The 16590-nt window shown below is 60.5% G+C and carries 14 protein-coding genes; 12 read left to right on the top strand and 2 right to left on the bottom strand.

Annotated features, from left to right (window positions below; all coding sequences use genetic code 11):
* Window positions 1-2 precede the first annotated feature (2 nt).
* From recN to ACKTSJ_RS04160, 10 genes are all read left to right on the top strand, one after another.
* The gene (gene recN / locus ACKTSJ_RS04205) at window positions 3-1664 is read left to right on the top strand and encodes a DNA repair protein RecN (RefSeq protein WP_407897706.1); all 1662 of its coding nucleotides are present in this window, start codon (window positions 3-5) and stop codon (window positions 1662-1664) included.
* A 38-nt stretch (window positions 1665-1702) separates the two neighbouring features.
* Window positions 1703-2527 (top strand): outer membrane protein assembly factor BamE, encoded by an 825-nt coding sequence (locus ACKTSJ_RS04200; RefSeq protein WP_407897704.1) that lies wholly within the window; start codon window positions 1703-1705, stop codon window positions 2525-2527.
* Window positions 2528-2537: 10 nt separating this feature from the next.
* Window positions 2538-3326: a 4-hydroxy-tetrahydrodipicolinate reductase gene (dapB, locus tag ACKTSJ_RS04195; protein WP_407897702.1), complete on the top strand. Its 789-nt coding sequence runs from the start codon at window positions 2538-2540 to the stop codon at window positions 3324-3326.
* 223 nt (window positions 3327-3549) lie between these two features.
* A complete protein-coding gene (locus ACKTSJ_RS04190) occupies window positions 3550-4224 on the top strand; it encodes an N-6 DNA methylase (RefSeq protein ID WP_407897700.1) in 675 nt (224 codons plus the stop codon).
* A complete protein-coding gene (locus ACKTSJ_RS04185) occupies window positions 4221-5309 on the top strand; it encodes a YhcG family protein (protein ID WP_407897698.1) in 1089 nt (362 codons plus the stop codon). The genes ACKTSJ_RS04190 and ACKTSJ_RS04185 overlap by 4 nt, the downstream gene beginning before the upstream one ends.
* Window positions 5309-5878: an endonuclease domain-containing protein gene (locus tag ACKTSJ_RS04180; protein ID WP_407897697.1), complete on the top strand. Its 570-nt coding sequence runs from the start codon at window positions 5309-5311 to the stop codon at window positions 5876-5878. The genes ACKTSJ_RS04185 and ACKTSJ_RS04180 overlap by 1 nt, the downstream gene beginning before the upstream one ends.
* Window positions 5875-7518: an Eco57I restriction-modification methylase domain-containing protein gene (locus ACKTSJ_RS04175; protein ID WP_407897695.1), complete on the top strand. Its 1644-nt coding sequence runs from the start codon at window positions 5875-5877 to the stop codon at window positions 7516-7518. Before ACKTSJ_RS04180 ends, ACKTSJ_RS04175 begins: the two co-directional genes overlap by 4 nt.
* A complete protein-coding gene (locus ACKTSJ_RS04170; RefSeq protein WP_407897693.1) occupies window positions 7511-7696 on the top strand; it encodes a GIY-YIG nuclease family protein in 186 nt (61 codons plus the stop codon). The genes ACKTSJ_RS04175 and ACKTSJ_RS04170 overlap by 8 nt, the downstream gene beginning before the upstream one ends.
* On the top strand, window positions 7683-8705 hold the full coding sequence (locus tag ACKTSJ_RS04165) for a Fic family protein (protein WP_407897691.1): 1023 nt from the start codon (window positions 7683-7685) through the stop codon (window positions 8703-8705). The genes ACKTSJ_RS04170 and ACKTSJ_RS04165 overlap by 14 nt, the downstream gene beginning before the upstream one ends.
* Entirely contained in the window at window positions 8702-11242 is a 2541-nt protein-coding gene (locus ACKTSJ_RS04160) for a DEAD/DEAH box helicase family protein (protein WP_407897689.1), read from the top strand. The genes ACKTSJ_RS04165 and ACKTSJ_RS04160 overlap by 4 nt, the downstream gene beginning before the upstream one ends.
* A 191-nt stretch (window positions 11243-11433) precedes the next feature.
* On the opposite strand, the gene ACKTSJ_RS04155 is transcribed toward ACKTSJ_RS04160, so the two are convergent.
* Complete coding sequence (locus ACKTSJ_RS04155) at window positions 11434-11967, bottom strand: manganese efflux pump MntP family protein (protein WP_407897688.1); 534 nt, start codon at window positions 11965-11967, stop codon at window positions 11434-11436.
* A gap of 432 nt (window positions 11968-12399) precedes the next feature.
* Here ACKTSJ_RS04155 and ACKTSJ_RS04150 point away from each other — a divergent pair, with 432 nt between their 5' ends.
* Together ACKTSJ_RS04150 and ACKTSJ_RS04145 are read left to right on the top strand one after the other, a co-directional pair.
* Window positions 12400-13584: a multiheme c-type cytochrome gene (locus ACKTSJ_RS04150; protein ID WP_407897686.1), complete on the top strand. Its 1185-nt coding sequence runs from the start codon at window positions 12400-12402 to the stop codon at window positions 13582-13584.
* Window positions 13585-13756: 172 nt separating this feature from the next.
* The gene (locus ACKTSJ_RS04145; protein ID WP_407897684.1) at window positions 13757-15943 is read left to right on the top strand and encodes a hypothetical protein; all 2187 of its coding nucleotides are present in this window, start codon (window positions 13757-13759) and stop codon (window positions 15941-15943) included.
* Between the two features lie 178 nt (window positions 15944-16121).
* Here ACKTSJ_RS04145 and ACKTSJ_RS04140 read toward each other — a convergent pair whose 3' ends face one another.
* A complete protein-coding gene (locus ACKTSJ_RS04140; protein ID WP_407897682.1) occupies window positions 16122-16580 on the bottom strand; it encodes a glycine zipper 2TM domain-containing protein in 459 nt (152 codons plus the stop codon).
* Between the last annotated feature and the right edge of the window lie 10 nt (window positions 16581-16590).

Genomic DNA, 16590 nt, shown 5'->3' with positions numbered 1-16590 from the left:
CTATGCTGAAGTTTCTTTCCATCCGCGACTTCGTCATCGTCGATACGCTCGAACTCGAATTCTCCGCCGGTTTCACCGCGCTCACCGGCGAGACCGGCGCGGGCAAATCCATCCTGATCGATGCCTTGTCGCTGGCGCTGGGCGAACGCGGCGATGGTGGCATGGTGCGGGACGGTTGCGCGCGCGCCGAGATTTCGGCCGAGTTCGACATCAGTGGCTTGCCCCGGCTGCAGGCCTGGTTGAACGCGCAGGATCTGGCGGGCGACGCGGGCGTGTGTCTGCTGCGGCGCACGCTGGATGCCGCCGGGCGTTCGCGCGGTTTCATCAATGGCAGCAGCGCCACGCTGCAGCAGTTGCGCGAGGCAGGCGACCATTTGCTCGACATCCACGGCCAGCATGCCCACCAATCCCTGCTGCGCGCCGACGCGCAGCGCGAGCTGCTCGACGGCCATGCCGGACTGGCGGGGGACAGTGCACACGTGGCGGAACACTACCGGGCATGGCAAACCCTGCACCGGCGGCGCGTGCAACTGGAACAGAATGCGGAAGCCGTTGCCGCCGAGCGCGAATTGTTGCTGTTTCAGCGCGCCGAGCTGGAGGGATTGAATTTCACCGCCGAGGACTGGCTCGCCCTGCAGGCTGACCATGCACGCCTGTCGCATGCCGCGGCCCTGCTGGAAACGGCACAGTTCGGCGTGGACGTGTTGAGCGAGGCGGACAACGCCTGTCTGGCGCAGTTGAACACCCTGGCCTCGCGGGTGCGCGCGGAACTGGAATTCGACGCGGCCTTGCAGGACACGCTGGTGTTGCTGGAAAGCGCCCAGAACGAACTGCAGGAGGCGGTGTATGCCTTGCGCCATTACCAGGACAAGCTGGATGCCGATCCGCAGGCATTGCAGCAAATGGAGTCGCGCATCGGCGATGTGATGGCGATGGCGCGCAAATACCGCGTGAAGCCGGAGCAGTTGCCGCAGGCGCAGGCCGCCATCGTGGCGCGCCTGGACGAGCTGGGCGGCACGGCCGATGTGGCCGAGCTGGCCGCGCAGGAATCGGTCGCGCACCAGGACTATCTGACCCTGGCGAAAAAATTGAGCGCGGCGCGCAGCAAGGCGGCGGCCAAACTTTCCGCCGAGATCACGACCGCCATGCAGACGCTGGCGATGGAAGGCGGCCAGTTTGCCGTGGCGCTGTTGCCGCTGGATGAGGGCGATGCGCATGGCTTGGAAAACGTGGAATTGCAAGTCTCCGCCAATCCCGGTTCGCCGCTGCGCAGTCTGGCCAGGGTGGCTTCCGGCGGCGAACTGTCGCGCCTCAGTCTGGCGATCCAGGTTGCCGCCAGCCGTGCCGCCCGCGTGTCCACCCTGATTTTTGACGAAGTGGACAGCGGCATCGGCGGGCGCGTGGCGGAGATCGTCGGCCGGCTGTTGCGCCAGTTGGGTACGCGCCATCAGGTGCTGTGCGTCACCCACTTGCCGCAGGTCGCGGCGCAGGCCGACCAGCAATGGCGGGTGAGCAAGGCGGTGGAGCAGGGCGTCACTTTGAGCCATATCCAGGCGCTGCAAGGCGAACACCGGGTGGAGGAGATCGCGCGCATGCTGGGCGGCGCCAAAATCACCGAGACCACGCGCAAACATGCCGCGGAGTTATTGGGCGACGCCGCTTGAGGTATGATGCCGCCTGTTTTGTGAAAGTAAGCCATCCCATGCGTATCGCCGTCATCCTCTTTTCCGTGCTGCTCGCCGCGTGCAGCAACCCGGGCAAGTACCTGCCCACCTTTACCCCGCACAAGATCGACATCCGTCAGGGCAATCTGGTCACCCAGGACATGCGCGCGCGCATCAAGCCGGGCATGAGCGAGGCGCAAGTCAAAGCGGCGCTGGGCACGCCGCTCGTCAATGATGTTTATCATCCGGAGCGGTGGGACTATATCTATCGTCTGCAGCGACGGGGGCGCGTGATTGAGCAGCAGCGTCTGACGCTGTATTTCGAGAAAAATATCCTGGTGCGCATCGACGATGCCACGCCGTTACAGGCGGCGCTTCCAGCCGAGCCGCCGTCGTCCGCTTCTCCGCCACCTGCGGCAGCACCTGTCGCGGCACCTGTCGCGGCACCTGTCGCGGCACCTGTCGCGGCAGCGGAATCCGTTGCGGCGGCAGAACCGGTGGCATCCGTCGCCGCACCCGTTGATTCTGTGGCCGAGGTGCGTCAGCGCGTGCAGGACTGGGCAGCCGCCTGGTCTGCACGCAATGTCGATGCGTATCTCGCCGCTTATGCGCCCGCTTACCGCCCGGCCGGGCTGTCGCGCCAGCGCTGGGAAGCGTTGCGGCGACAACGCGTCAGTAAACCGCACGCGCTCCGGGTCGAATTGAGCGATATCGCGATCACGCTGGAAAATGCGCACCACGCTGTCGTTTCGTTCACCCAGGACTATCGCGCCGACCATTATCGTGATCGGGTGCGCAAGACACTGCGGATGGAGCAGCTCGACGGCCTCTGGCTGATCGTTGACGAACACGTAGATCAATAGGAGAGAACCGATGTCCGGAATCAGAACTGTCATCGCCGGCTGCGGCGGGCGCATGGGCAAAACCCTGCTGGAATGTGTGGCGCAGGCGGACGATCTGGTGCTGCATGGCGCGCTGGAACACGCGGGGAGCCCGCTGCTCGGCAACACCGTCGCCGCAGGCGTCAAGATCACGGACGACATCGAAGCGGCCTTGTCGGGGGCGGACGTGCTGATCGATTTCACCCGCCCTGAAGGGACGCTGCGCCATCTGGAGCTCTGCCGCAAACTCAAGGTCAACATGGTGGTCGGCACGACGGGACTGGATGCACGGCAAAAAACCAGACTCGGCGCGGCGGCGCAGGACATCGGCATCGTGTTCGCGCCCAATATGAGTGTGGGTGTGAACCTCGTCTTCAAATTGCTGGAGACCGCTTCGCGCGTGCTCGACAAAGGCTACGACATCGAGATCATCGAAGCGCACCACCGCCACAAGGTAGATGCGCCTTCCGGTACCGCACTCGGCATGGGCGAAGTCATCGCACGCACGCTGGGGCGCGATCTGGAAAAATGCGCCGTGTATGGCCGCGAAGGCGTCACCGGTGAGCGCGACCCTTACACCATCGGCTTCGCCACCGTGCGCGGCGGCGACATCGTCGGCGACCACACCGTGCTTTATGCGGGCACCGGCGAACGCATCGAGATCACCCACAAGGCCAGCAGCCGCGCCACCTTTGCGCTCGGCGCGCTGCGTGCCGCACGCTTCCTGCATGCGAACGGGGCGGGCCTGTACGACATGCAGGATGTGTTGGGGTTGAAGTAACTGACTTCTGTTTCCGGCATTTGCAGAGCCAATCGCAGTGATAGGGTTGAGTGTTAGCTCATCGGTCGCAGATTTTTTTCATGCTGCCGATAGGGGCCATTAGCAGCCGTTGATCTATCCTCAAACAGGTTTCCATCCAGCATCGGGACGCAACAAGGGCAATCCAAGTGAGTGATTCGGTACAATGCCGCAACACACACGATTGCAGCGAAGCCTTTTGACTATGAGCCTGATCAAATCTCGCCAACGCGTCGCCGACCACGGCGAGGTATTCACGCCCGCGTGGATGGTCGATGCCATGCTCGATCTGGTGAAGGAAGAGTCGGAGCGCATTGACTCCCGCTTTCTGGAGCCGGCCTGTGGCAGCGGCAACTTCATTGTGAAGGTCTTGCAGCGCAAGCTTGCGGCCGTCGAGCACAAGTTCGGGAAATCCGATTTCGAAAAGCAGCACTACGCGCTCTTGGCTCTGATGTGCATCTATGGGATCGAGCTGCTGGCAGACAACATAAAAGAGTGCCGCGAGAACATGCTGGAAATCTTCACGGGGTATCTCAACATCGACGAGTCGGATGATTTCTACCGCGCCGCATTCTATGTGTTATCGCAGAATCTGGTTCATGGTGACGCTCTGACCATGCGCGAAAGTAGTGGTGAGCCGATCTCTTTTGCTGAATGGGGCTACCTCGGCAAAGGCAAGTTCCAACGGCGCGACTTCCGTTTCGACGTGCTCACCGGTTCGTCGGCCTTCAGCGCGGAGGGCGATCTCTTCGCTCATCTCGGCAAGCACGAGATATTCTTGCCGACCAAGACCTACCCATCGATGACGGTGAGCGAGCTGGCGGCTAATTGTGGCGGATATGCCGCAATGGTGAATCAGGCGGAGGAAACGAGAACATGAGCGACAAGCCAGTGCGCCTGACCGCGCCGCCCGAAGGTTATGCCGACTGGCTGGCCGACCTGAAAGCCCGCATCCACAGCGCCCAACAGCGCGCCACGCTGGCGGTCAACCGCGAGCTGGTGCTGCTCTACTGGCAGATCGGGCGCGACATTCTGGCGCGGCAAGCCGAGCAAGGCTGGGGGGCCAAGGTGATCGAGCGGCTGGCGCAGGACCTGCGCAGTGCTTTTCCGGAAATGAAAGGGTTTTCCCGCGCCAACCTGATGTACATGCGCGCTTTTGCCGAGGCGTGGCCGGATGCCGAAATTGTCCAACAGGCTGTTGGACAATTGCCCTGGGGACACAATCTGGTGCTGCTCACCCGTCTCAAAGATGCACAACAGCGGCTGGCTTACGCCCAGAGCGCCATTGTGCACGGCTGGTCGCGCAACATGCTGGACATCCATATTGAAACCCGTCTGCTGGAACGCACTGGACAGGCGATCACAAATTTCGAGACCAGCTTGCCAAAACCGCAATCCGATCTGGCAAGGGAGTCATTAAAAGATCCCTATCGCCTTGATTTTCTCGGGCTGGGGCATGAGGCAGGCGAGCGCGAAATTGAAAGTGCCTTGGTGAAGCATGTCACCGAGTTCCTGCTAGAACTGGGCGCGGGTTTTGCGTTCGTCGGGCGGCAGGTATTGCTGGACGTCGGGGGTGACGAGTTCTTCATCGACCTGCTGTTCTACCACCTCAAGCTGCGCTGCTATGTGGTGATCGAACTCAAGGGCGGCAAGTTCAAGCCCGAGCACCTGGGACAGTTGAGCTTTTACCTTACGGCCGTGGATGAGCAAGTAAAGCACCCACAAGACAATCCTACGATTGGCCTACTGCTGTGTCGCAGCAAGAACAAAGTAGTTGCGGAATATGCCTTGCGCACCAATGCTCAACCCTTGGGCGTTGCCGAATACAAATTACTCGAATCCCTGCCTGCCGAACTTCAAACCAGCCTGCCCAGCATCGAACAGATCGAGCGCGAGCTGACGGGCGATGCCTGCCCAAGCAACGCCCCCTCTCCCCTTGCGGGAGAGGGTTGGGGAGAGGGGTGATGGAGCAACGAGAATTCGCCAGACACTTGCGCAGCCACATGACAGAAAGCGAAAAAAAGTTGTGGCGACAACTGCGTGCACACCGATTGAATGGCGAAAAATTCAGGCGCCAGCAACCCATAGGCCCCTATGTGGTAGATTTTGTGCACTTTGGCGCACGCCTGATCGTGGAGGCAGATGGCGGACAACATAACGGTGCGCCTCATGATGAACAACGCGACAACTGGTTGCGCAAACAGGGATTCACGGTAATGCGTTTCTGGAATAACGAGATCATGGGCAATTTGGATGGCGTGTTGGCAACCGTTATGAATGCAGTGACCAATCCCCCCTCTCCCCCAACCCCTCTCCCGCAAGGGGAGAGGGGAGACTCAAAGCCCACTCACCTCGCGCGCGATGCTGCCTCCAAGCCCCTCTCCCCAAGTGAGGGTGGAGATGCCGCTTCAAAGCCCCTCTCCCCTTGCGGGCGAGAAGATGCCGCCTCCAAGCCCCTCTCCCCTTGCGGGAGAGGGGTTGGGGAGAGGGGACAAAAGCACACAACCCCCCAACATTCAGGCGGCGAATCATGAATCAAGTCAGCTTCACCCTGCGCGGCCGCAACCCGGATGTGCTCACCTGCATCGCGAACCTTTCCAACGACGAAGTGTTCACCCCGCCGGAGTTCGCCAACCGGATGCTGGATACGCTTGCGGAAGCGTGGGCGGCCAGCCACAACGGGGCGAACCTCTGGGCGGACAAGACGGTGAAGTTCCTCGACCCGTGCACCAAGTCGGGCGTGTTCCTGCGGGAAATCACCAGCCGCCTCACCAAGGGGCTCACAGACGAAATGCCGAACCTTGAAAAACGGGTCCATCACATTTTGACCAAGCAGGTGTTCGGCATCGGCATCACGAATCTCACCAGCCTGCTGGCGCGGCGCAGCGTGTATTGCTCGAAACACGCCAATGGGCAGCACTCCATTGCCAAGGGCTTTGATAGTGAGGCGGGCAATATCTGGTTCGAGCGAATCGAGCACACCTGGGCCAATGGCAAATGCACTTTTTGTGGCGCCAGCCAGGCGGCGCTCGATCGCGGCGAATCGCTGGAAACTCACGCTTACGCGTTCATTCACACTGACAACATTACGACTCGGGCCGCCGAGTTGTTTGGAGGCAATATGCAGTTCGATGTCATCATTGGAAATCCGCCATATCAGTTGGACGATGGCGGCTTTGGTGCGAGCGCCATGCCGATTTACCAAAAGTTCGTTGAACAAGCGAAGGCATTGGAACCGCGTTTTCTTACGATGGTTATTCCATCTCGATGGCTTTTCGGCGGTCGCGGCTTGGATGACTTCCGCAATACGATGCTCAACGACAGGAGGATTCGTAAGCTTGTTGACTATCCAGATAGTCGCCAAGTGTTCCCCAGTGTCGATGTCGCAGGTGGCATTTGCTACTTCATTTGGGACAGGGAGAATCCTGGAGAATGCCGCGTAGTCGAATTTGAGCATGGCATGGAGCCGTCAGAGTCTGTGCGACCGCTTCTTGAAAAAGGTGCGGAAGTCTTCATTCGCAGCAATCGCGCGCTGCCGATTCTGAAGAAGATTGTTGAGATAGAGCGCCGCGACGCACAGCACAGCACAGCACAGCAGAATTATTCGCTCGCGCTGCCTGATAGCAAGCGCTTCGATCGACAGGTTAGTTCGCAAAAGCCATTTGGACTGCGCACATTTTTCAGGGGCGTGGAAAAGAAATCGTCAAAACATGACATCCTCGTTCTTCAGAGCGGAGGACGAGCATGGACATCTCGCGCAGAAATAACGACTGGCGAAGATTTGATCGACAAATGGAAGGTATTCACCTCCAAGTCATCGTCGGAGCACGCCGGTCAAGTTGACAAGAACGGGCAGCGGCGAGTGCTCTCGCTGTCGGGTGTCATTTCGCCAGGATCTGTGGTCACGGAGACATACATACTCCTCGGCGCATTCGATACAGAGAAAGAGGCGCGAAACTGCTTTTCGTATGTTGTTACGAGACTCTTTCGGTATCTCATCGCCGTGCGGTCATCCGCACAGGATCTTGCGCGCTCGGCCTACCAATTCGTGCCGATTCAGGACTTCTCAAGGCCGTGGACTGATCAGAGGCTGTTCGAAAAGTATGGGCTGACGGATGACGAGGTTGCCCATATCGAGAGGTTGATTAGACCCATGGAACTCGACGATGAGTAAGACCATCGAGGAAATCCTCGCCCCCAAGCCGGAAGCCCGGCCGCGTATCTACGCCTACTCGATCGCCGACGCGGCTCACAAGGGGCTGCTCAAGGTGGGGCAGACCACGCGCGACGTGAAGCAGCGCGTCGCGGAGCAAGTTGGCGAACCCAAAGGGGAAACCCGTGACACCGCTTGAGAATTTTTATACGGAAGACCCCCGGTGGCACGAAAAAATCGGCGCCATTCACGCCTTGCTGGAGCGCGTCAAGATCAGCGAGGAACAGTCGGGGGATGTGCTGCATCTGCGCAAGCTCAACCGCATTCTCTCGGTACACGCCTCCACCGCCATCGAGGGCAACCAGCTCACCTTGAGCCAAGTCACCGATGTCATCAACGGCAAGCCGGTGTGGGGGCCGCCCAAGGACATCAAAGAAGTGCAGAACGCGTGGCATGCCTACAACGAGATGCCTGGCTTTGACCCGTGGTCGGTGAGCGACTTGTTGCGGGCGCACGCGCACCTGACGGAGTCGCTGATCGGCGAATCGGGCCAGTTCCGTTCGGGCGGTGTGGCGGTGGTGGGCAGCGATGGCGCGCTGTTGCATCGCGGCGCGCGATCGGCACAAGTGCCCGACCTTGTCGCGCAGTTGCTGGATTGGGGGAAGTCCAGCGCGGCGCATCCACTCATCAAGAGCTCTGCGGTTCACTACCGGTTGGAATACATCCATCCTTTTCGAGATGGCAACGGAAGAGTCGGGCGCTTGTGGCAGACGCTGATTCTTTCCCGGTGGAATCCGTTGTTCGCCTGGATGCCGATCGAAACGCTGGTGCATCACAATCAGGCGCTGTATTACCAGGCCTTGCAGGATTCCCATGCCGGCGCGGTGGATTGCCGCCCGTTCATCGACTTTATGCTCGACGCCATCGCCAATTCGCTTTACAAATTTATCGATGTGGCCACAGAGACGGTGGCCGACGTCGGTGTAAATGTCGGTGTAAATGTCGGTGTAAATGTCGGTGTAAGCGACAAGATTTTGGAATTGTTGCTGCGGCAGCCCCAGTTGTCTGCCCGGGAGTTGGCGACCCTGTTGAACAAGACAACGAGGACCGTGGAACGCCATCTCAAGACGCTCCGCGAACAAGGCAGGCTCATCCGTGTTGGCTCCGACAAGGTTGGCCATTGGAAAGTCAGCGAAAAATTGCCATGAGTAAGCCCTCTATCGAAGAAATCCTCGCGCCCAAGCCCGAAGCCAGGCCGCGCATCTACGCCTACTCGATCGCCGACAAGGCGCACGAGGGTCTGCTCAAGGTGGGGCAGACCACGCGCGACGTGAAGCAGCGCATCGCGGAGCAGGTAAAGACCGCCGCCATCAAGAACTACAAAATCGAGCTGGATGAATCCGCCGCGCGCGACGACGGCACCCTGTTCAGCGATCACGAGGTGCGCGCGGCGCTGGTCAGGAAGGGCTTCGAGAACGTCGAGCTGGAGTGGATGCGCTGTTCGCTCAAGGACGTGAAAACTGCACTCATCGAACTGCGCACCGGCCAGTGCTTCACGGGCACGCACCACGAAACCTTCCCGATGCGTCGCGAACAGGCCGAAGCGGTGGACAAGACCTTTGACTACTACCAGTCAATCTGGGCCGAGCAGAAAAATGCTGCGCCGCGTTTTCTGTGGAACGCGAAGATGCGCTTCGGCAAGACCTTCACCGCCTATCAGTTGGCCAAGAAGCTCGGCGCGAAGCGGGTACTGGTGCTCACCTTCAAACCGGCGGTGGAAGATGCCTGGCAGACCGACCTGGAAAACCATGTGGACTTCAACGGCTGGCAATACCTCTCGCGTTCGTCTGGCAGCGATCCGACGCAGATTGACCGCAAAAAACCCGTCGTCTATTTCGGCTCCTTTCAGGACTTGCTCGGCCGCGATGCGGTGGGCAACATCAAGCCCAAGAACGAGTGGCTGCACACGGTGAATTGGGATTTGGTGGTGTTCGACGAATATCACTTCGGGGCGTGGCGCGACACCGCCAAGGAACTGTTCGAGGGTGAAGAGGAGTCCGTCGCGAAGAAGGAGGCCAAACTCGAATATGCCGCCGGGCTGGAAGACATGAACGAAGACTTCACCGTGCTTTCGGAGCAGGAAACCGAGTTCCTGCCCATCACCACGAAAGCTTATCTGTATCTCTCCGGCACGCCGTTCAAGGCGCTGGCGACGGGTGAATTCATCGAGGAACAGATTTTCAACTGGACCTACACCGACGAGCAGCGCGCCAAGGAGGCGTTCGCCGCGACGCATCCGGGCCAGCGCAACCCCTATGCGGCGTTGCCGCAGATGCGCTTGCTGACCTATCAGATGCCGGATGAGCTGCTGGCCATTGCCAGCGGCGGCGAGTTTGACGAGTTCGATCTCAATGCGTTCTTCGAGGCATCGGGTACGGGCAAGGCGGCGAAGTTCAAACACAAGAGCGATGTGCAGAAGTGGCTGGACATCATCCGTGGTGGTTACGCGCAGAAATCGGTCGAGCACCTGAAAACGGGCACGCGGCCGCCGTTTCCGTATTCCGATGTGCGCCTGCTGCCTTACCTGCAACACTCGTTCTGGTTCCTGCCCAACGTCGCGGCTTGCCATGCGATGGCGAACCTGCTGGCCGAGAAGCACAATGTGTTTTGGCGGGACTACGATGTGTTGGTTGCGGCAGGCGCCTCGGCGGGCATCGGGCTAGAGGCACTGCCGCCCGTGCGCCATGCCATCGGCAGCGGCTTCGAGACCAAGACCATCACGCTGTCGTGCGGCAAGCTCACCACCGGCGTCACCGTGGCGCAGTGGTCGTCCATCCTGATGTTGCGCAATCTCAAGTCGCCCGAGACGTATTTTCAGGCGGCGTTCCGCGTGCAGTCGCCGTGGTCGATCAAGAACCCCAACGGCGATAACCCGAGCGAGGAGGAAATCCTCAAGCCCGTCTGCTTCGTGTTCGACTTCGCGCCCACACGCGCCTTGCGGCAACTGTCGGAGTACGGCATCGGCCTGTCGCCCAATGAATCGAACCCGGAAAATGCGGTCAAGGAGCTGGTGTCATTCCTGCCCGTGCTGGCGTATGACGGCGCGAACATGACACAGATCGACGCCGGCGGCATTCTCGACATTGCGATGGCGGGCACCTCGGCCACGCTGCTGGCGCGCAAGTGGGAGAGCGCGCTACTGGTGAATGTAGATAACGACACGCTGCGGCGCATCATGGACAACGCCGACGCAATGGCGGCCGTTGAGCGCATCGAGGGTTGGCGCGCACTGGGCGACAACATCATCGAGACCATCATCAACAAGAGCGAGAAGGTCAAGGAACTCAAGAACAAGGCGAAGAACAAGGAGTTGACGGAGAAGCAGAAGAAGCAACTCACCGAGGAGGAGAAGGAATACAAATCCAAGCGCAAGCTGGTGCAGGAAAAACTGATCAAGTTCGCCACTCGCATCCCGGCGTTCATGTACCTCACCGACTTCCGCGAGAACACCTTGCAGGACGTGATCACCAAGCTCGAACCGGAACTGTTCCTCGCCGTCACCGGCCTGACGGTGCAGGACTTTCATCTGCTCGTCCGTCTGAAAGTATTCAACACCGAGCAGATGAATCAAGCCGTGTTCGCTTTCCGGCGTTATGAGGATGCGTCGCTACGCTATACGGGAATCGAGAGCCATGAGGGCTTAAGGCACTATGGGCTATATGACACGGTGGTGGCGAAGGATTGAGCGAAGTGACTCTAATGGCGGGAATCTGCCCGGTTGCTGTTGTGGGTGCGAATGTGGTCGGTCGTCTCCCAAGGCCGAGAAGTTGACGTGGGTTTCGGTTGAGGATGTGCTGATTTATTTGGCTTCCCCCGGTATGACGCATAAATCAGCGCTCCCTTAAGTCAATCATTTTTTGGGTGCACTGCCCGAGGTCACATCACCAGCATCTTCACCCCGATCAAAATCAACACCACCCCGCCGAACACCTCTGCCTTGCTCTCCAGCCAGGTGCCGCTCTTCTCCCCGATGCGCACGCCGAGCCAACTGAAAGCAAAGGTCGTCACGCCGATGATGAGGCAGGCCAGATAGATATTGATGTCCAGCAGGTTCAGGCTAAAGCCGGCAGCCATGGCGTCAATGCTGGTGGCGATGGCGAGCAGCAGCAGGGTCTTGTGGGTGAGGGCTTCGATGTCCTCCTCGATGTCGTCGCTCAATCCTTCGTGGACCATCTTGCCGCCGATCAGCGCCAGCAGGCCGAAGGCGATCCAGTGCGAATAAGCTTCCACCCAACTCAGCACGCCACGGCCACCGAGATAGCCGATGAAGGGCATCAATGCCTGGAATGCGCCGAAATAGAGCCCGGCCTTCAGGCCCAGGCCTTTGGTGTTGCCTTTTGAGCCCAGACCGATGGCGACAGCGAAGGCGTCCATGCTGAGGGCGACGGCCAATACCATGACTTCTAACATGCTGGGATGGAGAGAATGAAAAAGGGGGGCGGATTATACGGGGTCAACCAGGCGCGTTTGATACGTTTTGCCTGTGCCCCCGAAAAACGTATTTCTTAACGCGCCCGTTATGCGGTCTTCTCGATAAACAGTTGGAGGAAAAAAGGAGATTGACTTTGAAGGCGCGGTGTTTCAGGATTCTGGCGTAGTGGTGCAAGTTAACCGGCACTTATACGTGCAGCGAAAACGGTGTTGTGGGTCGGGTTTCACCCGGCATGTCGGACTGAAGTCCGACCCACAAAGGGCTCGGGTTTCACCCAAAGGGTGCGCGAACCCCTGCGAGGTAACCCGACCCACAAGTGCTTTCCACACCTTGGCATAAGTACCCGATCGTACACAACACTACATTAGCCGATGAAACCGCACACCATACGACAATATAAAAATCGGCGTGTGCCGCTGCTGATCCTGATGGGGATGTTGTCCGGCATGGCCTGGCCGGTGCTGGCGGATGAGACGGCGGATTTTCTGCGCCGTCATTGGGCGCAGCCCATTGCGCCGCAAGGCCGGGCCCCTCAATCCTTCTCCGCGCTGGAGGCCTCGCTGGAACCGGCTGCCTGCGGAACGTGTCATCGGCGCCAATGGCTGGATTGGCAAACCAGCCTGCATGCGCATGCCGTGGGGCCCGGCCTGATGGGGCAGCTCGTGGATGTGCCTGATACCGATGTACCCGCGCTGCGTGATTGCACGCGCTGCCATGCGCCGTTGGCCGAGCAGGAAGCCGATCTCATCCAGCAATTGCGCGGACAGAAAAACCACGCGGCCTTGCACCAACAAGGGCTGGTGTGTGCGGCATGCCACGTGCGCCAGCATGTCCGTTATGGTCCGCCTCCGCCCAAGCCTGCACCTGTTGGCAAGCCTTCGGGACCACACAATGGCTTCGTGAGTGCACCGGCCTTCGAAGACGGGCGCTTTTGCGCCACCTGCCACCAGTTTGGCGCGGATGGCTATGCATTGAACGGCAAACCGCTGGAGAACACCTATGCCGAGTGGCTGGCCTCTCCTTATGCGCGGCAGGGAAAACAATGCCAGAGCTGCCATATGCCCGGGCGCCGCCATCTGTGGCGCGGGATCCATGATGCGGAAATGACGCGCCAAGGGGTGACGATAGAGCCGGTTCCGCCCGTCCTTCGTGACGGGCGCGTGTCGGCGCAATTGGCTTTGACCAACCGGGGTACGGGACACCATTTCCCGACCTATGTGACCCCTCGGGTGCGGATGCAAATCTACCAGGCCGCCGTTGACGGCACACCCCTTGCCGGGACGTTGCGGGAGCTGATCATTGCGCGTCAGGTGACGGCGGACTTGTCGGCGGAGCTGTCCGACACCCGTCTGGCACCCGATGCGCAGGCCGTGCTGGCGTATCGCATCGCGCGCCATGCAGCGGCATCCGAGGTCGTCATGCGGGTTCGGGTTGAACCGGATTATTTTTATAGCGGTTTATATCGCGCCCTGTTGCGTAGTGCACCGGACGGCGAAGGGCGCGCGTTGCTGCAAACGGCGCTCGAGCATTCGCTCCAATCCGTCTACGATCTTGAGCTGCTGCACTACCCTTTGCCAACACCCACGGCGCAGTAAGGCCGGTCCGGATCAAACGCGGTTCACCCCGGATTGCGGCCGGAGCTGCCGACGCATCGCCCAATCCTGAAAATAAGCTACTTTCACCCGTTTATTCCGCAGATGCCTGGATTCCCCTGCTGTTAAGTTGGGCGCATGCCGTTTTGGGCATTGACGCACAGCGAGGTAAAACATGCCTGCCCCCAACAAGATCCGCCTGGTATCTTCCCGCGATGAAGAGCAACAAGCCGAATCCGAAGCCATTTTCGAATCGCGCAGCCGGGTCGAGGCCGAGATCGATGCCCAACTCGCAGTTCAGGCACGCGCCCGCGCCGAGGCGCATGCGCGCGCCATTGCACAGGGCAAAGCCCGTGGGGAGAGCGAGATTGCCGCGCAGATCGAACTGCGCAATCGCGCCGAGGCGCAACTCGTCGAGGAAGTGCGTGCCCGGCTGGAGCAGGAACGTGCCTTGGCTTTGGCGGCACAGGAGAAGTTGGCAGCGGAGGCTGAGCTGGCCGAGGCGGTGCTGGCCAGGCAACACGCCGAGCAAGTGGCACAACAGGAGTTGGCGCAACGGCTGGTCGCCGAGCAGAAATTGATCGACGAGCAGCGCCGGCGGGCCGAAGCTGAACATGAGGCCGCGCTGGTGGCACAGGAGCGGGCTGACCGCGAGGCGACCCTGACCCGGGTGGCGGCGGAAAAACTGAAGCAGGAAAAGGAAGTCGTGGCGCGGGTCAACGCCAAGCTGGCAGCGGAACGATCGGCGCAGGAGGCGATGGTCGCGCGCGAGCGCAGCGAGTCACTCGCGCTGGCCGAAACGCAAGCCAGAATCGCCGCGGAGCTGGAGGGTGAGCGGGCTGCCGCGGAGCGCGCCGAAGCGGAGCGCACGTTGACGGAAAACATCGAATTGCGCGCGCGTATCGAAGCACAAGCCCAGGAAGAAGCGCTTGCGCGCAATGCCGCCGAATGCCGTGCGGCAGAAGTGGCACGGCAGGCGCTGGAACAGGAACAGGCAGCGCGAGTCGGTGCCGAGCACAAATTGCGGGCCGAGCAGGAGGCGCTGCAATCGTTGAGCGCAAGAGCCGCGATCGAGCAGCAGGCGGCGCAAGAGCGGGAACAGGCCAACCGCCTGTTGCGCAAGGCCGAAGAGGATGCGCGTGTCCTTCTGGTGGCGGAGCAGCAAGCGCAACGCGCGGCGGCTGCACGTGCCCAGGCGCAGCAGGAACTGGTCAGCCAGGCGCAGCAAAGGGCAGAGGCGGAAATGTTCGCCGCGCGCGCCGTCGAACAACAACTGGCTGCGGAGCAGGAAGCGATTGACGCCGCCCTCAAACAGCGCGAGATGGCCGAGCGCGCCAGCGAATTGGCGCGGCAAAAAGCGGAATCCGAACGGCAACTTTATCTGGCCGCACAGCAGCAGGCGGCGAACGACAAGCAGGAAGCGCAGTTGCTGCAGCAGAAACTGGAAGCCATCAACAGCCAGTTGGCCGCTGCGGAAAACACGATCCAGCTTGCCTTGTCCGCGTACCAGGCCGAACAGGACAGGGTGGATGCCGAACTGGCTGAACAGCAGGCAGCACAACAGCGGATCGCCGCCGAAGCAGAGGCGGCCGCCGCCGCCACCCAACGTGCCGCTCTGGAAACGGAAGCGGCAGAGGCCGCGCAACAGCGCGCCATTTCAGAACAACAGGCCATCGAGACGATCACCGCGCGCATGGAGGCGGAGCTGCAGGCGATCGAGACCAACAATCGCTGTCTTGAGCGCGAGGTGCGGGCACAGGAGATCGCGGCGGCAAAACTGGCGGAAGACAAAATCCTGCTGGAAAACCTGCGCGAAAAAGAGGCGCAGAACCTGCGTGCGCTGAATATGGCAAAGTTGAAAGCGGAGACCGAAGAACAAGCGTTGCGCGCGGAAGAAGAGGCATTGCGTGCCGATGCGCGGGCAGTGGTGGCTGCACGCCAGCGCATCGAGGCGGCGCAGGCGGCAGCGCAGGCATCGGCACGAACGGTCATCGAGGAGAATGCGGCGCTGCAAGCAGAAATTAACGTACTGGAAAAGTCCGTCCTGCAGCGTGAGATGAGAAAAAACACGAAATTAAGAAATGCGCTACAACAAACACAGGCCCAGCTCGAAACGGAAATGCTGCTGGGTAAATTGCGCCGCAGCATGCGTTTCAATCGCGGCGCACAGGGGGTTTTTGCGCTTTCGATGATTTTCGGGGCAGGGTTGTGGTTGTTGCAACCGACCGCTCCGACCAGGCCGGCACCGGCGGTTGATGCCACCCGGGTACTGCCTCCCAGAACTGCGGGCGGCAGCGTGGAGAGTTTCAGACTCTCGACTGAATTGAGCCAACCTCCAGTGCGCGTGACGGCGGAGGACTGATCTGCCGGGGAAACAAAAAGCGATGGCATCGCCATCGCTTTTTTGACCGCGCATTTATTTAACGGGCATGGCGATTCTGCCACCCAAGACGATAAAACTTGCCATGCCCGTTTCGCCCTGTCCAGCTTTCCCCCGCAAGCGGGAGAAAGGGCGAACGAATCGCCGTGCGAGTTTCAGGCTAATGCGTGACGCGTACCACGCCGGCGCTGTCGATCACGCGCACCTTGTCGCCCACGGCAAAGGTCTCGTCGTTGACCGATTTGGCTTGTACGACAGAGATATGGCGGCCATCCTCAAGCTGGATGGCGAATTCGATGCCATCCTCGCGCGTATAGCCTTCTTCCGCCGCCGCTCCCACCACGCCCCCGACGACGGCCCCGAGAACACCCGCGACGGCGCTGCCCTTGCCTCTGCCGACTGAACTGCCAGCTACGCCGCCGACTACGGCACCCGCACCGCCGCCGATGGGGGTTTTAGTGCCCTCGATACGGACTTCGTGCAAGCCTTCGATGATGCCGACGCGGTAGGTCTGGATCTGCCGCACCTGGTCGCGCGTATAGACGTCGCCGGATTTTCCGCTGGCGCAGGCGGCCAGCAAGGTGACGATGCCCAGGGCAAGAACGAGTCTGGAATTCATGGTGTTTGTC

The organism is Ferrigenium sp. UT5, assembly GCF_045866295.1.
In the GTDB taxonomy this organism is placed as follows: Bacteria; Pseudomonadota; Gammaproteobacteria; order Burkholderiales; family Gallionellaceae; genus Sideroxyarcus.
This window is presented reverse-complemented; position numbering and strand designations above follow the sequence as displayed.

Excerpts from the sequence above, each read along its gene's own strand:
- recN (WP_407897706.1), top strand. The coding sequence starts at position 3 with ATGCTGAAGTTTCTTTCCATCCGCGACTTCGTCATCGTCGATACGCTC.
- ACKTSJ_RS04200 (WP_407897704.1), top strand. The coding sequence starts at position 1,703 with ATGCGTATCGCCGTCATCCTCTTTTCCGTGCTGCTCGCCGCGTGCAGC.
- dapB (WP_407897702.1), top strand. The coding sequence starts at position 2,538 with ATGTCCGGAATCAGAACTGTCATCGCCGGCTGCGGCGGGCGCATGGGC.
- ACKTSJ_RS04190 (WP_407897700.1), top strand. The coding sequence starts at position 3,550 with ATGAGCCTGATCAAATCTCGCCAACGCGTCGCCGACCACGGCGAGGTA.
- ACKTSJ_RS04185 (WP_407897698.1), top strand. The coding sequence starts at position 4,221 with ATGAGCGACAAGCCAGTGCGCCTGACCGCGCCGCCCGAAGGTTATGCC.
- ACKTSJ_RS04180 (WP_407897697.1), top strand. The coding sequence starts at position 5,309 with ATGGAGCAACGAGAATTCGCCAGACACTTGCGCAGCCACATGACAGAA.
- ACKTSJ_RS04175 (WP_407897695.1), top strand. The coding sequence starts at position 5,875 with ATGAATCAAGTCAGCTTCACCCTGCGCGGCCGCAACCCGGATGTGCTC.
- ACKTSJ_RS04170 (WP_407897693.1), top strand. The coding sequence starts at position 7,511 with ATGAGTAAGACCATCGAGGAAATCCTCGCCCCCAAGCCGGAAGCCCGG.
- ACKTSJ_RS04160 (WP_407897689.1), top strand. The coding sequence starts at position 8,702 with ATGAGTAAGCCCTCTATCGAAGAAATCCTCGCGCCCAAGCCCGAAGCC.
- ACKTSJ_RS04155 (WP_407897688.1), bottom strand. The coding sequence starts at position 11,967 with ATGTTAGAAGTCATGGTATTGGCCGTCGCCCTCAGCATGGACGCCTTC.
- ACKTSJ_RS04145 (WP_407897684.1), top strand. The coding sequence starts at position 13,757 with ATGCCTGCCCCCAACAAGATCCGCCTGGTATCTTCCCGCGATGAAGAG.
- ACKTSJ_RS04140 (WP_407897682.1), bottom strand. The coding sequence starts at position 16,580 with ATGAATTCCAGACTCGTTCTTGCCCTGGGCATCGTCACCTTGCTGGCC.